Source organism: Flavobacterium sp. CLA17 (assembly GCF_013112255.2).
Taxonomy (GTDB): Bacteria; Bacteroidota; Bacteroidia; order Flavobacteriales; family Flavobacteriaceae; genus Flavobacterium; species Flavobacterium circumlabens.
In genome coordinates this window covers 1,586,441-1,601,558 of sequence record NZ_CP068294.1, presented here as the reverse complement: position 1 = coordinate 1,601,558, position 15,118 = coordinate 1,586,441, and the positions used below count along the sequence as shown (strand labels likewise).

Annotated in this window: 17 protein-coding genes; 10 read left to right on the top strand and 7 right to left on the bottom strand. The window is 34.3% G+C overall.

Annotation, left to right across the window (positions count from 1 at the left end; all coding sequences use genetic code 11):
* Nucleotides 1-24: 24 nt before the first annotated feature.
* Nucleotides 25-309, bottom strand: coding sequence for a hypothetical protein (locus HAV12_RS07080; RefSeq protein ID WP_171569034.1), 285 nt, complete (start codon nt 307-309; stop codon nt 25-27).
* A 133-nt stretch (nt 310-442) separates the two neighbouring features.
* Complete coding sequence (locus HAV12_RS07075) at nt 443-922, bottom strand: Dps family protein (RefSeq protein WP_171569033.1); 480 nt, start codon at nt 920-922, stop codon at nt 443-445.
* 107 nt (nt 923-1,029) lie between these two features.
* Between HAV12_RS07075 and HAV12_RS07070 the strand changes: the two genes are divergently transcribed.
* Nucleotides 1,030-1,971, top strand: a complete 942-nt coding sequence (locus HAV12_RS07070; protein WP_132034684.1) for a LysR substrate-binding domain-containing protein — start codon at nt 1,030-1,032, stop codon at nt 1,969-1,971.
* Between the two features lie 31 nt (nt 1,972-2,002).
* Here the strand turns inward: HAV12_RS07070 and HAV12_RS22900 are convergent, their stop codons facing one another.
* Both HAV12_RS22900 and mnmD read right to left on the bottom strand, forming a co-directional pair.
* Nucleotides 2,003-2,200, bottom strand: coding sequence for a hypothetical protein (locus tag HAV12_RS22900; RefSeq protein WP_132034682.1), 198 nt, complete (start codon nt 2,198-2,200; stop codon nt 2,003-2,005).
* A 166-nt stretch (nt 2,201-2,366) separates the two neighbouring features.
* On the bottom strand, nt 2,367-3,032 hold the full coding sequence (gene mnmD, locus HAV12_RS07065) for a tRNA (5-methylaminomethyl-2-thiouridine)(34)-methyltransferase MnmD (protein WP_171569032.1): 666 nt from the start codon (nt 3,030-3,032) through the stop codon (nt 2,367-2,369).
* 307 nt (nt 3,033-3,339) lie between these two features.
* Here mnmD and HAV12_RS07060 point away from each other — a divergent pair, with 307 nt between their 5' ends.
* The gene (locus tag HAV12_RS07060; protein ID WP_171569031.1) at nt 3,340-4,410 is read left to right on the top strand and encodes a branched-chain amino acid aminotransferase; all 1,071 of its coding nucleotides are present in this window, start codon (nt 3,340-3,342) and stop codon (nt 4,408-4,410) included.
* 60 nt (nt 4,411-4,470) lie between these two features.
* Here HAV12_RS07060 and HAV12_RS07055 read toward each other — a convergent pair whose 3' ends face one another.
* Nucleotides 4,471-4,851 carry a nucleoside triphosphate pyrophosphohydrolase family protein gene (locus HAV12_RS07055; protein WP_132034676.1) on the bottom strand — a complete coding sequence of 127 codons (381 nt, stop codon included), beginning with the start codon at nt 4,849-4,851 and terminating at the stop codon, nt 4,471-4,473.
* Between the two features lie 82 nt (nt 4,852-4,933).
* On the opposite strand from HAV12_RS07055, the gene HAV12_RS22895 reads away from it, so the two are divergent.
* The 5 genes from HAV12_RS22895 to HAV12_RS07035 all read left to right on the top strand — a co-directional run bounded on the left by HAV12_RS22895 (nt 4,934) and on the right by HAV12_RS07035 (nt 8,024).
* Nucleotides 4,934-5,122: a hypothetical protein gene (locus HAV12_RS22895; protein ID WP_132034675.1), complete on the top strand. Its 189-nt coding sequence runs from the start codon at nt 4,934-4,936 to the stop codon at nt 5,120-5,122.
* Between the two features lie 187 nt (nt 5,123-5,309).
* A complete protein-coding gene (locus HAV12_RS07050) occupies nt 5,310-6,494 on the top strand; it encodes a transcriptional regulator (protein ID WP_171569030.1) in 1,185 nt (394 codons plus the stop codon).
* Between the two features lie 64 nt (nt 6,495-6,558).
* Nucleotides 6,559-7,101 (top strand): RNA polymerase sigma factor, encoded by a 543-nt coding sequence (locus HAV12_RS07045; protein WP_171569029.1) that lies wholly within the window; start codon nt 6,559-6,561, stop codon nt 7,099-7,101.
* 33 nt (nt 7,102-7,134) lie between these two features.
* Nucleotides 7,135-7,548 (top strand): hypothetical protein, encoded by a 414-nt coding sequence (locus HAV12_RS07040; RefSeq protein ID WP_171569028.1) that lies wholly within the window; start codon nt 7,135-7,137, stop codon nt 7,546-7,548.
* A 17-nt stretch (nt 7,549-7,565) separates the two neighbouring features.
* Nucleotides 7,566-8,024, top strand: coding sequence for a sensor of ECF-type sigma factor (locus HAV12_RS07035; RefSeq protein ID WP_171569027.1), 459 nt, complete (start codon nt 7,566-7,568; stop codon nt 8,022-8,024).
* Between the two features lie 72 nt (nt 8,025-8,096).
* On the opposite strand, the gene HAV12_RS07030 is transcribed toward HAV12_RS07035, so the two are convergent.
* Nucleotides 8,097-9,158 carry an oxidoreductase gene (locus HAV12_RS07030; RefSeq protein WP_171569026.1) on the bottom strand — a complete coding sequence of 354 codons (1,062 nt, stop codon included), beginning with the start codon at nt 9,156-9,158 and terminating at the stop codon, nt 8,097-8,099.
* Between the two features lie 119 nt (nt 9,159-9,277).
* On the opposite strand from HAV12_RS07030, the gene HAV12_RS07025 reads away from it, so the two are divergent.
* From HAV12_RS07025 to HAV12_RS07015, 3 genes are all read left to right on the top strand, one after another.
* On the top strand, nt 9,278-10,510 hold the full coding sequence (locus HAV12_RS07025; RefSeq protein WP_171569025.1) for a hypothetical protein: 1,233 nt from the start codon (nt 9,278-9,280) through the stop codon (nt 10,508-10,510).
* Between the two features lie 133 nt (nt 10,511-10,643).
* Nucleotides 10,644-12,608 carry a KUP/HAK/KT family potassium transporter gene (locus HAV12_RS07020; RefSeq protein ID WP_132034662.1) on the top strand — a complete coding sequence of 655 codons (1,965 nt, stop codon included), beginning with the start codon at nt 10,644-10,646 and terminating at the stop codon, nt 12,606-12,608.
* Between the two features lie 147 nt (nt 12,609-12,755).
* On the top strand, nt 12,756-13,985 hold the full coding sequence (locus HAV12_RS07015) for an RsmB/NOP family class I SAM-dependent RNA methyltransferase (RefSeq protein ID WP_132034660.1): 1,230 nt from the start codon (nt 12,756-12,758) through the stop codon (nt 13,983-13,985).
* 85 nt (nt 13,986-14,070) lie between these two features.
* On the opposite strand, the gene HAV12_RS07010 is transcribed toward HAV12_RS07015, so the two are convergent.
* Nucleotides 14,071-15,111 carry an AMP-binding protein gene (locus HAV12_RS07010; protein WP_171569024.1) on the bottom strand — a complete coding sequence of 347 codons (1,041 nt, stop codon included), beginning with the start codon at nt 15,109-15,111 and terminating at the stop codon, nt 14,071-14,073.
* Nucleotides 15,112-15,118 lie beyond the last annotated feature (7 nt).

Genomic DNA, 15,118 nt, shown 5'->3' with positions numbered 1-15,118 from the left:
GTCGGTTTAAAATAATCGGAAGTATTATGCCAAATTTGGTGGTGGAGCAAAAATGCTTGGGGAAATATTATCCAGTTTTACAATATTCCCTGATAATATGATTTTAGACTCATTAAAAACTGGCATAACCAATTCATGCTGAAATATAGCTGCAAAAACAGCTGCTTTAAGTTCTTTGTGCGCTTGCTCCTCTTCAGAAAAACTAAACGCTACAGCCGTATTACTGCTTTTTTTTATTACCGTGACAATAGTTGGTGTCGCTAAAAAAGCAATAAAAATATATAATAATATGGTAGCTATTAATTTCATTGTGTCAAAAATAGCGTTAAACTAATAAAATCAAAGCCTGAAGCCCAAAAAATTTATACAAATTTAACATTAATAAAAAATCAGAATGATAAAATTTCATCATTCTGATTTTAATTCATTAAGAATAAGATTCTTACAATGTTTCTTCTAACCATGCGTTCATCATCCAGATGGTCTTCTCCTGCTCAGCAATAAAATCACTCATCATCGAATTTGTTCCTTCATCATTAATTTCATCTGATTTTTTCAGAATTTCTCTTTCAATTTTTAATAAATCAGACAGCGAATGTACAATCAACTGCACTGCTTTTTCATCATTGGAGATATTTTTTCCAATGGCTAATTTATTGTTTTTAATGTAATCTTCGAAAGTATGAAGCGGTGTTCCGCCGATGGTTAAAACTCTTTCGGCTATCATATCAATTTTTAGTTGTGCGTCGGTATATAATTCCTCGAATTTCACATGAAGATCAAAGAAACGTTTTCCTCTGATATTCCAGTGAATTCCTCTTAGGTTTTGATAATAGACCTGAAAATTGGACAATAATATATTTAATTCTTTTACTACTAATTCTGACTCTTTTACCGGTAATCCTAAAATATTTGTTTTCATAATCTTGTTTTTTACACTAATTTACTACAAAACTACAGCAAGTTCCTTAAATTTTATATCAATAAAAATTATATTTTCTTATTTTTACATCAAAAAATACTATCAACATGACGATAACTCAATTACAATATGTGTTAGCTGTTGCCGAACATAAAAATTTCACACTTGCTGCGGAAAAATGTTTTGTAACCCAGCCTACGTTAAGTATGCAAATTCAGAAAATTGAAGAGGAACTTAACATCCTGATTTTTGACAGGAGCAAAAAACCAATTCAGCTTACAGATATAGGACATAAAATTGTAAATCAGGCCAAAAACATTGTAAACGAAGCAGACAGAATTAAAGATATTGTAGAACAGCAAAAGGGGTTTATTGGCGGAGAATTTCGTTTGGGAATTATTCCGACGATCATGCCGACACTTTTACCTATGTTTTTAAGCAATTTCATCAAAAAATACCCAAAAGTAAAACTCCTTATCGAAGAGTTAAATACAGATGAAATTATAACAAAATTAAAAAATGGTCATTTGGATGCTGCGATTGCTGCCACTCCGTTAGAAGACGAAAAAATCAAAGAAATTGTTTTGTACTTCGAGCCTTTTGTAGCTTACATACCGGAACATCATGCCAGTTTTGAGAAAACAGAAATTGAGGTTTCTGATTTAAACCTGAATGAAATCCTGCTTTTACAGGATGGACATTGTTTTAGGGACGGGATTTTGAATTTATGTAAAAATGGAACTGATATCGACCAGAATAATTTTCAGATTCAAAGCGGAAGTTTTGAAACTCTTATAAAATTAGCAGACGAAGGCCTTGGTACAACGTTACTTCCGTACTTGCACACTTTAGACTTAAAAGATTCCGATAAACTGAAACTACGTAACTTCAAGGAACCAAAACCTGCTCGCGAGGTAAGTTTAATTTACCCTAAAAGCGAATTAAAAATGCAAATCATTGACGCGTTAAGATCTACAATCGCCGGAGTTGTAAAAGGAGCAATTGTTTTTCAGAATGTTCAAATCATTAGTCCGCTACAAAAAAAATAAAAAAGGAGCCAATTGCAATTGGCTCCTTTTTTTATACGTTAATTAGTAGTAAACTTTGTTTTAATTCTGGTTTCTCAATTATGAAATTTAATAACCATTCTTGTAATTGTTCCATTTCGTACGGTAACAGTGTTTTGATAGCTTTCTCTAATTCTTTACAGAAAAGTATCGGGTCGAAACTAACTCTCTCAAGTATTGATTTCGTGTAATCAAACATCATTTTTGACATAATAAAATAAGATTATTGGGGGTTATCTCTATTTTTAAACTTGCAGCAAATTTAAACAAATATGACATATAAACATTGATTTTAACTTATTTTTTTAAAAACTTTAGCAACGAATACGTTTTCTTAATATACATAAATCAATTTAGAATTATTCTAAACAACTCATTTAAACCTTTTTAAAGGCCCGAAACATTTCTCTTTTCCCCGGAGGACCTGCCAGCTTTTCGACGGTAAATCCAACAGCAATCATACTTCTTTTAACAACGCCTCTTGCAGCGTAAGTTACCAAAACACCATTAGGCTTTAAACTATCGTACATTTTCTGAAAAATTTCAGTGCTCCACAGCTCCGGCTGCACCCTGTATCCGAAGGCGTCAAAGTAAATCAAATCAAAAATCTCAAAATCGTTTATTTCATCAAAAAATTGTTTCCTTTTCGTTAACGAAAAACCGGTACTTATTGCGATTTCCTCATTCCATTCACATTCATGCATTTTTGCAAAGACAGCTTTGTAGGCATCAGCTTCTAATTCAGCAACATAATTCATTTCCAAAACTTCCCTCGCTTCAACCGGGTACGCTTCTACTCCAACATACTTTATTTTTTGTTGTTTTTGAACTCCCTCCAAAAAAGTAATAAAAGCATTCAGTCCGGTACCAAAACCTATTTCCAGGATACTAACCGGATTACGCTCAAATAAGGAAAGTCCGTTTTTAATAAATACATGTTTTGCTTCCTGAATTGCTCCGTGTTTAGAGTGATAACATTCATCCCATTCCTGCAAATGAATTGTTGTTGAGCCATCTAGCGTTTTAATTATTTCTCTTTTCACCTTTTTAAGAATTTACGATACGATTTCGTTGGTTTTCAAGTTAATTTAGGAGTCAAATTTAGTCAAAACAAATGCGTAAAGCCTTAAAAATCGATGGTTTTTTCATAAATTCTTTATAAAACTGTGCCAATTTTTTGAGTTTGTTATAAGATAAATAAATCTCAGTCAAATGCGGTAATTAATGCAGTTTTACTAAGTAAATTACATATTTTTACTTAATTTTGCATTTATTAAAATCAATTTTAGACCAGATCATTACTTTAGTTTTTCTATTGAAATGAAAATTCTATAAAACCTTTACATACTTATGAGTACAACTCAAACAAGCAAAATTGAAATCAGAAAAGCTACTTCTTCGAAAATAAGCGAAGTTGACTTTGAAAACCTAAGCTTTGGCTCTGTTTTTACAGACCATTTATTTGAATGTGATTTTAAAAATGGTCAGTGGCAGAATCCTGTCATTAAGCCCTATGCTCCTATTTTGATGGACCCTTCTTCAAAAGTCTTCCATTACGGACAGGCTATTTTCGAAGGTATGAAAGCTTATAAAGATGAGAACAATGATGTTTGGTTGTTCAGACCTGATGAAAACTTCAAGCGTTTTAACAATTCTGCAGTTCGTATGGCAATGCCTGAAGTTCCGGAAGATGTTTTTATGGATGGTTTGAATGAATTACTGAAATTAGATCAGGAATGGATTAAGAGAGGAAACGGAAGCAGTATGTACATCCGTCCGTTTATGATTGCTACCGGCGCAGGTGTTGTGGCAAACCCGTCTGATGAATATAAATTCATGATTTTACTTTCTCCTGCACAATCTTATTATGCCGGCGAAGTAAAAGTAATTATTGCCGAACATTACAGCAGGGCTGCAAATGGTGGAATCGGAGCTGCAAAAGCTGCCGGAAACTATGCTGCGCAGTTTTACCCAACTAATCTTGCCAACAAAGAAGGATTTCAACAAGTGATCTGGACAGATGATGCAACACATACAAAACTGGAAGAAGCGGGTACAATGAACGTTTTCTTCAGAATAAATGATACTTTACTGACTGCTCCGACAAGTGAAAGAATTTTAGACGGAATCACCAGAAAAAGTTTAATTGCTATGGCCGAAAAAGAAGGATTAAATGTAGACGTTCGTCCTGTTATCGTTTCAGAATTGGTAGAAGCTGCTAAAAACGGAACTTTGAAAGAAATCTTTGGAGCCGGAACTGCTGCGGTTATCAGTGTAATTAAAGGATTCTCTTATCAGGATACGTATTACGAAATGACGCCGGTTGAAAATTCTTATGCTTCTCTTTTAAAAGAAAAACTAACAAGTCTTCAAAACAAACTTTCTGAAGATACTTTTGGCTGGACAGTAAAAGTTCAATAAATAAAAGTCCTTTAAAATATAAAAGCCCGACAGATTTTTAAAATTTGTCGGGCTTTGTTTTTATAACAGTTTCGAAAAATCCGGTTTAAAATAATTCGGACCTTTCATGACTTTTCCGTCTTCCCTGTAAATTGGTTTTCCGTCTTCGCCCAATTTACTCATATTACTGCGCTGAATCTCATCAAAAACAGCCTCGATTTTATCCTGCAAGCCGTGTTCAATAATAGTTCCGCATAAAATATACATCATATCTCCCAGTGCATCAGCGATTTCAACTAAATCATTTTTCTGAGCTGCATCCAGATATTCCTCATTTTCTTCTTTCATTAAATTATAGCGAAGGTATTTTTTGGTTTCGCCTAAATCTGCAACCGGCGTTTCGCTGTGCCCTATTTTAAAAGCAGTGTGGAATTCCTTAACTGCATCTATTTGCTTTTTCATGATTTTATTTAATTAATTGAACTACCAAATTAGTAACTATTCCTATACAATTCTCTAAATTTGTCAAAAATAATTTTCAACTATGTTTAGTCAAGGACAATTAATATTCGCACTCTGTTTTTTTATTGCATTTGTAATCGTAATGATATTTGCTTATCGAAAAGATCTGGCATTGCATAAAGTTTTTTATAAGGGAAATTATAAAGTACTGATTGGTTTCCTTCTTTTTATTGCGATCTTATTTGTCATCAAAATATTTTTAAAAAGATAAGTATCGATTTTTTGCTTATATTTAAAAATCAAAAATAAACACCGGAGATTTGCCTACTATTTTCAAAAATTCTTTTATTTAAACACTATTTGATCAGAATATAAGCAAAAATTGTTATTTATATTTAATACCGCCCCCAAGACTAGTAATAAAATTTATAACTTTACGACACCAAACAACCTACCCAATGAAGATTTTAAAATATCTGTTTCTTTTAGCGTTACTAAGCTTAGTTGCCCTTACTGTTTTTGTAGCTACTCAAAAAGGAGATTTTTCCATAGAAAGAAGTAAAGTAATCAATTCACCAAGAAATACGGTCTATAACTACGTAAATGATTTTAGAAATTTTGAAGATTTTGAATCCTGGTCTATTGAAGATCCAACGATGAAAATGTCATTTCCGGCGAATACAATTGGCAACGGAGCCTCATTTTCATGGGAAGGCACTGAAGGAACAGGGAATTCGCTTACGCTAAAAACAAAAGACGGAGAAAGCATTCATCAAAAAATGACTTTCAACGGAACTCAGGCAGATGTAAACTGGACCTTCAAAGACACTTTGGCCGGTAAAACAAAGGTGACCTGGAAGGCAAAAGGAACGATGAGTTTTATGTTTAAAATATACACAGCCCTAAATGGCGGTTCTGATAATGTGATTGGAACTGTTTATGAAAAAAGCCTGGTAAATATTGATAAAAACCTAAACTACGAAACTAAAACATACGCCATTAAAGTCAATGGTGTTGTAAAGAAAACGGAAACGCCTTATATCAGGCAGACTTTTACAAGTGAAATTCAAAAGATAAATAAAAATGCCAGAGTTGTAATTCCGAAACTGATACATTTCAGTGAGACAAATGGTTTACAGACCAGCGGAAAGCCATTTATCATTTATCATACTTATAATACAGCAACCGGTTTAGCCAAAATTTCGATCTGTTTACCTATAAATAAAGACATTTCGATAAGCGCGGGAAGTGATATTTTATCCGGAAAACTAAATGGTTTTGAAGCGGTAAAAACGACCTTAACTGGCGATTATTCCCATACAGCCGAGGCAATTACAAAAACAACGGCTTTTATAAACAACGAAAAAATAGTTCCGGATTTAAGCTGGTCACATCTTGAAATCTTAACCGTAAGCAAACTAGATACAAAAAGTCAATCTAAATTAATGACCGAAATCTATTTTCCGGTAAAACCTAAAGTAGTTCCGGTTGCGAATGTTCCGGTTTCCACACCGCAAACAGAAACCACTACTCCCCCTGCTACAACTACAACGACTGTAAAACCGAATACAACTGTAAAACCAAAAAAACCTGCTTCTCCGCCAACAACCCCACCGGCAGAACAAGAAGAGTCTGAATTCTAAAAAAGAGTAAAGGCAGATTAAACCTTTTGTTTTAAATTCATTCTAACTAGATAAATCAACAAGTTTGACAAACGAGAAGGAATTTATAGCACAATTATTAAATCCCAAAACGCAGAACACGGCGTTTCAAAGACTCTTGTCCGATTATCAAAGGCCATTGTATTCTCATATCCGAAACATTGTTTTGAATCATGACGATGCAGATGATGTGCTGCAGAATACTTTTGTGAAAATTTTTCAATATTTAAAGAACTTCAAGGGAGAAAGTAAGCTTTTTTCCTGGATGTATCGGATTGCAACCAATGAAGCACTGACTTTTCTGAACCAAAAAGCAAAACTAAACGGGTTAACATCTGAGGCTTTACAGAATAAAACAATCGAAAATTTAAGAGCCGATATCTATTTTGACGGAGATGAGATACAATTGAAACTCCAGAAAGCGATAGTAACATTACCCGAAAAACAGCAATTGGTCTTTAAGATGAAATATTTTGAGGAATTAAAATATGAAGAAATCTCAGAAATTCTTGGAACTTCTGTAGGCGCACTGAAAGCCTCTTACCATCATGCCGTAAAAAAAATTGAATTATATGTTACGTCAAATTAAACCTTTTGTTATAAAACATATCTTATAGACATTATGAAAGCATTTAAATTAGAAAATGAACCGAAGATAAGAACAGGATTTAAAACCCCTGAGCATTATTTTAATGCTCTTTCGGAAAGAGTTTTAGAGCAAATTAATGAACAAGAAGTAAAAGTTATCCCTATTTATAAACGCAAAAGGGTTCTTACAATGCTTGCTGCCGCTGTAATTGTTATTGCATTAATGATTCCAATAGTAAATAATTACAACAATACATCAAAAGAACTGGACGAAAACACCTTAGAAACATATTTGACTTATCAGTCTAATCTGAATCAGTATGATTTAATTAATCAGCTTGACTCAAAAGATATTGAGTCACTTAATAAGAATGTTGCCCTTGAACAGGAAACACTTGAGGACATTCTATCTTCAAATCCTAATATTGAAAATTTAATTTCAGAATAAAACAAAAACTTAAAAATATGAAAATCAAAAATATATTGCCGCTACTTCTATTTTTAGTTAGTTTTTCTTTCTATGCACAAAGTGACAAAACAGATGAGAAACGCGAAAAAATCAAAGCTTACAAAGTCTCTTTCTTAACAACTGAGCTTGAGCTTACTTCTACAGAAGCTGAAAAATTCTGGCCTATTTATAATGCTTTTGATGATAAGCAATTTGAATTGCGTCATGATAAAATGAAAACCTATCTGCGTAAACTGGATGATGACAACATTAATTCAATTTCAGAAAAAGAAGCTTCCGCACTCCTTTCACAAATAGAAAGTACAGATAAGGAATTATATCTTTTACGTGAAAAATACATGTTGAATCTTAAAAAAGTTCTTTCGGCAAAAAAAATATTGAAACTTAAAAAATCAGAAGATGATTTTAACCGAAAATTACTAAAGCAGTATCGGGATAAGGCGGTTAAAAACTAACAGCGCAAGAAACAACAGCGATAGGAACCCTACATAATAATACTTACTTTATTATTTAGGGTTCTTATTATTTTAATTGAAATGCAATCTGGCTAATTTATTGAATCCCGCAGCAATTGCCGTATTTTTATTGATAAAACGAATGGTAAAGAATTTATTATCATTCGACAATTCTTTCCAGGAAGCTCCTCCGTCTGCAGAATACTGAATACCTGACGCACCCACGCAAACCAATTCTTTGGCATTTCCTCCAGGTACATATTGTATACAGGAAGCATACCCAAAACCCTGATCCTGACCTATCAGCTCCCAGGTTTTCCCACCATCTTTCGTAAATGCTTTGTTATCTTTTTTAATATCAGGAAGTTCATAGTCTCCACCGGCAATAAATCCACGTTTGGAATCGTAAAAGTCAGCTGTAAAAATACCCGTCATTGTTTTTCCCTGAACAATAGGTGTATCCATAACTTTCCATGATTTTGCTTTATCAGAAGAATAAAAAACACGTGCTTTTTTTCCTCCCGAAACCAGCCAGGTATCATCACCTTTAATCACTATATTTGAATTACTGGCAGCAAAAGCGGCTTCTCCTTTGGCATTTGTAGGCAATTTATCAGATAATAATTTCGTCCAGGTTTCACCTCCGTCGCGGGTAACAATGATCGAGAAAGTATCTTCGGTAGGATCGCCTATTGCAATACCTTCTTTATCGTTCCAGAATTGCATACTGTCGTAAAACACTTTCGAATTAATTTCTTTGTATACTAATTTTACTTTCTGCGTCTTTTTGGAAACCTGATACAACAAGGCAGGGTTAGCCACACTCAATAAGAAAATATTTTTTGAAGTCTGGGCAATACTTCTGAATTCCAATTTTAAAGTATCACGGTAAATATGATCTTCAAATTTTTCTTTTTTATCTAAATCATACCATCCAAAACGAGAATTATCGCCTCCATACCAGATCTTATCTTTATCAATTGCAATGGCCCTGATGCTAATTTTATCCTGAAATAAAGTTTCTATTTGCACTGAGGTGAAGCCATTGTTTACGAACTTTTTTTCATTATTATTCAATGTTTTAAAAGACACAAACAAAACAAAAGCACCAAGAAATAAAATTACTTTTTTCATATTAATTACTTTTTTTTAATGCTAAAATACAATTAATTATAACATATAAAATATGTTTTGTTCTTTTTTCTGGCACAGTAATTGGATATCCCACAATATTAATCTTAATATGATTTGTCATGAAATCGAAACTACTTTTTATAGCATTACTAGCCTTAGGTTTTAGTACAGTTCCGGCACAAAGCCAAACAACTGTTTATGCAAAAAATTCAGATATAAGCGACAACTTAGACCTTAGGGCCGTTGCTTCTATATTTGGAGAATCAGCCAATCTTCAGGATTTTGAAAGACGATTGAATGATCCGAAATATCAGATCTCTAACCTTGATTTAAATGACGATAACGAAGTTGACTACCTGCGTGTAATTGAATCTGTTGAAGACAGAACCCACGTTGTAATCATACAGGCAGTTCTGGATCGCGATGTGTATCAGGATATCGCCACAATTGATGTTGAAAGAGACAACTCTAACAAAGTAGTCGTTCAGGTGGTAGGGAACTCTTATTTGTATGGGGACAATTATATTTATGAGCCTGTTTACAATGTAGCTCCGGTCATTTACACTTCATTCTGGATAACCAACTACAGACCTTATTATTCTACATGGGGCTGGAACTACTATCCTACTTATTATACAGCCTGGAGACCTTATCCTATTTACAGATACAGAAGAAATATAAATGTTTGTATCAACGTAAACAACCATTACAATTACGTAAATACCAGAAGAAGTTACAGAGCTCCGGCTTTGTATCAGACAAGACGCTCTTACGGATATGAAACAAGACGTCCTAATTATAGCTTTTCTCAAAGGCATGCAAACACCAGCAACAGATATGAGTTAGACCAAAGACGTGTTGCCACCAGAGAATCCAGCAGAAATCAAAATGTTAACAATACCAACAGATACAATTCAGGAAGAACAACCGGTACAGACAGAAACTATGCTGATAACAGAAACGCAACTGTTAACAGAACTAATTCAGAAAGAAATTACAATAACACCAACCGTGCAACAACGCCAAGTAGAGATAATTCCCCAAGTGTAAATACGCCCGCAAGAGTTGAAAATACACAGAGAAATGAAGTGAGAAGAAATTCTAATGAAAACAATTCAAGAGTTTATTCAGAAAACAGAGGGAATTCTAACAGAACTTCTGCTCCGGTACAACGAACAGAAGCGCCGAGAAGCATGCCTGAAAACAGAGGCGGTTCTGAAAACAGAGGAAACACTTCGCGAGCACAGGCACCACAAAGAGCTGAATCTCCAAGAGTAAACCAGGAATCAAGAGGCAGTCAGCCACAAAGAGAAAATAACTCAGGGTCAAGAGGAGGAAACAGAAGAGGTTAATTCTGTTCCTTAAATATCTAATAAAAATCAAAGCACAATTTTACGATTGTGCTTTTTTTTATCTTTTTAATTTTAATTGACGCTAATTTATTTTAAAACAGTAAATTTGCAACCGTCTTTTATAAAAACATACATGAGCGCAGCGCATAAAAACTTACACAGTAAGTTGTCTATTGGAGGTTTACTAATCACATTAGGGATTATTTATGGAGATATTGGTACTTCTCCATTATATGTAATGAAAGCCATTCTTGGAGAACACATCATTAGTGCTGACATTGTTTTAGGAGGTATTTCATGTGTTTTCTGGACCTTGACATTACAGACTACCATAAAATATGTGCTTATTACACTAAGCGCAGATAATCACGGTGAAGGTGGTATTTTTGCATTATATGCATTAGTCAAAAAAACCAAGATAACCTGGCTGATTGTCCCGGCCATTATTGGAGGTAGTGCTCTGCTCGCAGATGGAATTATCACGCCGCCAATTTCGGTTTCATCGGCTGTAGAAGGAATAAAAACCTACTATCCTGAAATTAATACGATCCCGATTGTTATCGGAATTTTATTTGTTCTCTTTACCATTCAGCAATTTGGAACTAAATTGGTTGGAAAATTCTTCGCTCCGATGATGCTAATCTGGTTTACCATGTTAGGAACTCTGGGAGTTATTCAGATTTCTAATCATCCGGAAGTTATTAAAGCCCTAAATCCTTATTATGCGTATCATTTATTACAGATACACCCTGAAGGCTTTTTTGTTCTTGGACTGGTATTTTTGTGTACAACAGGAGCAGAAGCATTGTACTCAGACATGGGACACTGTGGAAGAAAAAACATCAGAATAAGCTGGATTTTTGTTAAACTTACCCTGGTATTAAACTATTTCGGTCAGGCAGCCTTTTTGATCCATCATGAAGGACAGACTTTAAAAGCCTTAGGAGGAGAAAATGGCAATCCATTTTATCTTATCATGCCGGACTGGTTTCAGCCGGTAGGAATTGTTATTGCAACTTTAGCAGCCGTAATCGCATCACAGGCTTTAATCAGCGGATCCTTTACTTTGATAAATGAAGCAATGCGCCTTAATTTCTGGCCAAAAGTTAAAATCAAATATCCGACCGAAGTAAAAGGTCAATTGTATATCCCGTCCATCAACTGGCTGTTATTTTTTGGCTGTGTTGGAATTGTTCTGCATTTTGAAAAATCAAGCAACATGGAGCATGCCTATGGTCTGGCAATTGTTTTATGTATGATCATGACGACCATTCTGCTTAACTATTACCTGATCATGAAACGTATTAAATTATTTTTCATGGTGCCGTTAATTACCATTTACCTGATAATTGAATTTAGCTTTTTGATTGCCAATGTCACCAAATTTGCTGAAGGTGGTTATGTGACTTTAATTATTGCAGCTGTCTTAATTTCGATTATGACAATCTGGTATCTGGCCAAGAAAATCAATAAAAACTATACTAAAATTGTCAAAATCGACGATTATAAAAAAGTATTGATGGAGTTGAGCGAAGACTTATCAATTCCAAAATATGCGACCCATTTGGTTTATATGACCAATGCAAACCGCGTAGATGAACTGGAGCAGAAAGTTATGTATTCGATCCTGCAAAAGCGTCCAAAAAGAGCTGATATCTACTGGTTTGTACACGTGAATATTTTAACGGAACCTTATAAAACACAATATAAAGTTACTGAAATTGCAAAAGACGATATTTACAGAGTCGATTTTAATTTAGGTTTCAGAGAACCTACCAAAATAAACCTGATGTTCCGTGAAGTAATCAGGGATATGGTAAAAAATGGTGAAGTGGATATTACCAGCCGCTATGAGTCATTAAACAAAAATAATATTATCGGAGACTTTAAATTTGTATTATCTGAAAAGTTCCTTTCTAATGATAACGACTTAAGATGGCATGAAAATATTATCATGAACTCGTATTTCTTTATCAAAAAATTAAGTTTGTCTGAAGAAAGAGCTTTTGGTTTAGACAGCAGTTCCGTAAAAATAGAGAAATTCCCGATGGTGCTTCATGCTCCGGAAAATATTGGATTGACAAGGATTCTAAAATAAAGTTATTCCAAAAATAAATTCAGAAAACACTCTTTTAAACTTTATTAGAGTGTTTTTTTTCTTTTTAATGAAAGTCTAAACAACAATCAAAATTAAAAATTTAACTTTCAATCAATTAATAGTACCTTTGCAACTCAAATAATTAAAATGAGATTACACAGAAATTTAGTTTATACTACCATCGATTCTTTAAATGCCATCTTCAATGAAGGAGAATATGCAGACAAAGTGGTAGCAAGAGCATTAAAAAAAGACAAACGTTGGGGAAGTTCCGACAGGAAGTTTGTTGCTGAAACGATATACGAAGTTGTTCGTTGGAAACGATTATACGCAGAAATTGCCGAAGTAAAAGAACCTTTTGACAGAGACAATTTATGGAGAATGTTTGCGGTTTGGGCCGTTTTAAGAGGATATCCAATTCCGGATTGGAGACAATTGGAAGGAACACCGGAAAGAAAAATCAAAGGACGTTTTGACGAACTTTCTAAAATCAGAGCCCTTAAAGAATCTATCCCGGACTGGATGGATGAATTGGGAGTTAAAGAATTAGGTGAAAAAGTCTGGGCAACAGAAATTGCTGCACAAAACCAGCCGGCAAAAGTTATTTTAAGAACCAACACACTTAAAGGAACCAAAGAAAACCTGAGAAACACCCTGATGGATTTAAATATTGAAACAGAATATTTAAAAGATCAGCCGGAAGCTTTAGTTTTAAAAGAAAGAGCAAACGTATTTTTGACGGATGCTTTTAAACAGGGACTTTTTGAAGTTCAGGATGCAAACTCACAATTGGTTGCCGGTTTTCTTGATGTAAAACCAGGAATGCGCGTTGTGGATACTTGCGCAGGAGCCGGAGGAAAAACATTGCACATTGCTTCTTTAATGGAAAACAAAGGACAACTGATTGCAATGGACCTGTACGAAAGCAAATTGAAACAATTGAAATTAAGAGCAAAAAGAAATGGCGCTTTTAATATTGAATATCGTATTATTGACACTACAAAAGTGATCAAGAAACTACATGAAAAAGCAGATCGTGTATTGATTGATGCGCCATGCAGCGGTTTAGGAGTTCTAAAAAGAAACCCTGATGCGAAATGGAAACTGCAACCTGAATTTATTGATAACATTCGTAAAGTTCAGGCAGAAGTTTTAGAGAGTTATTCTAAAATTGTAAAACCAGGCGGAAAATTAGTATACGCTACTTGTTCTGTTTTACCATCAGAAAATCAGGAACAGGTAGAAAAATTCTTAAAAACTGAAATCGGAAAACAATTTACTTTCATAAAAGATCGTAAAATTTTAGCCTCAGAATCAGGATTTGATGGATTTTATATGGCTTTACTGGAACGTAAAGATGCTGTAATTAAAGAATAAGCAAGCTTAAATTCCAAAAAATAAAAAATCCCAAATACCAATTTTTACTAATTGGAATTTGGGATTTTTACCTTTGGATTTTTTTTTAAACCAAACTCCCTTTACGTAATAATTTTCCGTTTTGGTTTTCTTTGAACTTCGGAACAAAAACAATTTCTTTTGGTTTTTCATACTTTCCCAAACCATCAAAAAAGTCGATTGCAAAATCTTGTTTTTCACCTTCAATAACCAGAATCAGTTTTTCACCCAGAGCAGCATCCGGAATTCCGGTTACAAAAAACCTTCCCTTAATTTTATCCAGCAGTTTGGCTTCTATCTGTTCCGGAATGAGCTTCACCCCTCCACTATTAATGACGTTATCAATTCTTCCTAAGAAAATAAACTGATTTTCTCTTATAATCTCAACCAGATCATTGGTAACAACAGGATCTTCAGAAATAACCGGAATGGTAATTACCAGACATCCACGGTCGTCCTGAGCTATTTCTACATTCGGCAAAACAGTGAAAACATTCTCTCCCACTTTTCTGGCTGCAATATGTGTAATAGTTTCGGTCATTCCGTAAGTCTCGTAAACCTCGGTTTTCAAAGGCAATACTTTTTCCTCAAGTGATGCATCCATTTTAGCACCTCCTACAATTAGTTTCTTTACATTTTTCAAAGCTTCAATTGAATTTTGAACTTGCAAAGGAACCATTGCTACAAAATCGTATAACGTTGTATTCAGAGCTAAAGGTGCGGTACTAGGAGCCACTACATCTAAATCAAGACCTAAAATCATACTTCTGACCAACATCATTTTCCCGGCTATAAATTGAACCGGCAAACATAACAAGGCTTTATTTCCGGGTTCTAAGAGAAAAAAATCTCCCGTCGCCAGAGCAGAATGAATCATAGCGCGTTTCTCCAGCCGAACCAGTTTGGGTAGCCCGGTTGTTCCGGACGTTTTCATTTCGATGAATTCTTTATTATCGAACCAGTCCAATAGAAATTCACCAATGGCCTGTTCGTTCGAATCTCCTTCTTTTATGTAACTGTAAGCGACACGGCATAAATCTGCCGCGTTGAGATGATATCCGTTTATCTTAAAATAATTATGGACATTTCTATGTGTTAATTCTAACATGAAAGTT

Bases quoted from the DNA above. Each gene is read 5' to 3' on its own strand.
- HAV12_RS07080 (WP_171569034.1), bottom strand. From the start codon at position 309: ATGAAATTAATAGCTACCATATTATTATATATTTTTATTGCTTTTTTA.
- HAV12_RS07075 (WP_171569033.1), bottom strand. From the start codon at position 922: ATGAAAACAAATATTTTAGGATTACCGGTAAAAGAGTCAGAATTAGTA.
- HAV12_RS07070 (WP_132034684.1), top strand. From the start codon at position 1,030: ATGACGATAACTCAATTACAATATGTGTTAGCTGTTGCCGAACATAAA.
- HAV12_RS22900 (WP_132034682.1), bottom strand. From the start codon at position 2,200: ATGTCAAAAATGATGTTTGATTACACGAAATCAATACTTGAGAGAGTT.
- HAV12_RS07060 (WP_171569031.1), top strand. From the start codon at position 3,340: ATGAGTACAACTCAAACAAGCAAAATTGAAATCAGAAAAGCTACTTCT.
- HAV12_RS07055 (WP_132034676.1), bottom strand. From the start codon at position 4,851: ATGAAAAAGCAAATAGATGCAGTTAAGGAATTCCACACTGCTTTTAAA.
- HAV12_RS22895 (WP_132034675.1), top strand. From the start codon at position 4,934: ATGTTTAGTCAAGGACAATTAATATTCGCACTCTGTTTTTTTATTGCA.
- HAV12_RS07050 (WP_171569030.1), top strand. From the start codon at position 5,310: ATGAAGATTTTAAAATATCTGTTTCTTTTAGCGTTACTAAGCTTAGTT.
- HAV12_RS07040 (WP_171569028.1), top strand. From the start codon at position 7,135: ATGAAAGCATTTAAATTAGAAAATGAACCGAAGATAAGAACAGGATTT.
- HAV12_RS07035 (WP_171569027.1), top strand. From the start codon at position 7,566: ATGAAAATCAAAAATATATTGCCGCTACTTCTATTTTTAGTTAGTTTT.
- HAV12_RS07030 (WP_171569026.1), bottom strand. From the start codon at position 9,158: ATGAAAAAAGTAATTTTATTTCTTGGTGCTTTTGTTTTGTTTGTGTCT.
- HAV12_RS07025 (WP_171569025.1), top strand. From the start codon at position 9,278: ATGAAATCGAAACTACTTTTTATAGCATTACTAGCCTTAGGTTTTAGT.
- HAV12_RS07020 (WP_132034662.1), top strand. From the start codon at position 10,644: ATGAGCGCAGCGCATAAAAACTTACACAGTAAGTTGTCTATTGGAGGT.
- HAV12_RS07015 (WP_132034660.1), top strand. From the start codon at position 12,756: ATGAGATTACACAGAAATTTAGTTTATACTACCATCGATTCTTTAAAT.
- HAV12_RS07010 (WP_171569024.1), bottom strand. From the start codon at position 15,111: ATGTTAGAATTAACACATAGAAATGTCCATAATTATTTTAAGATAAAC.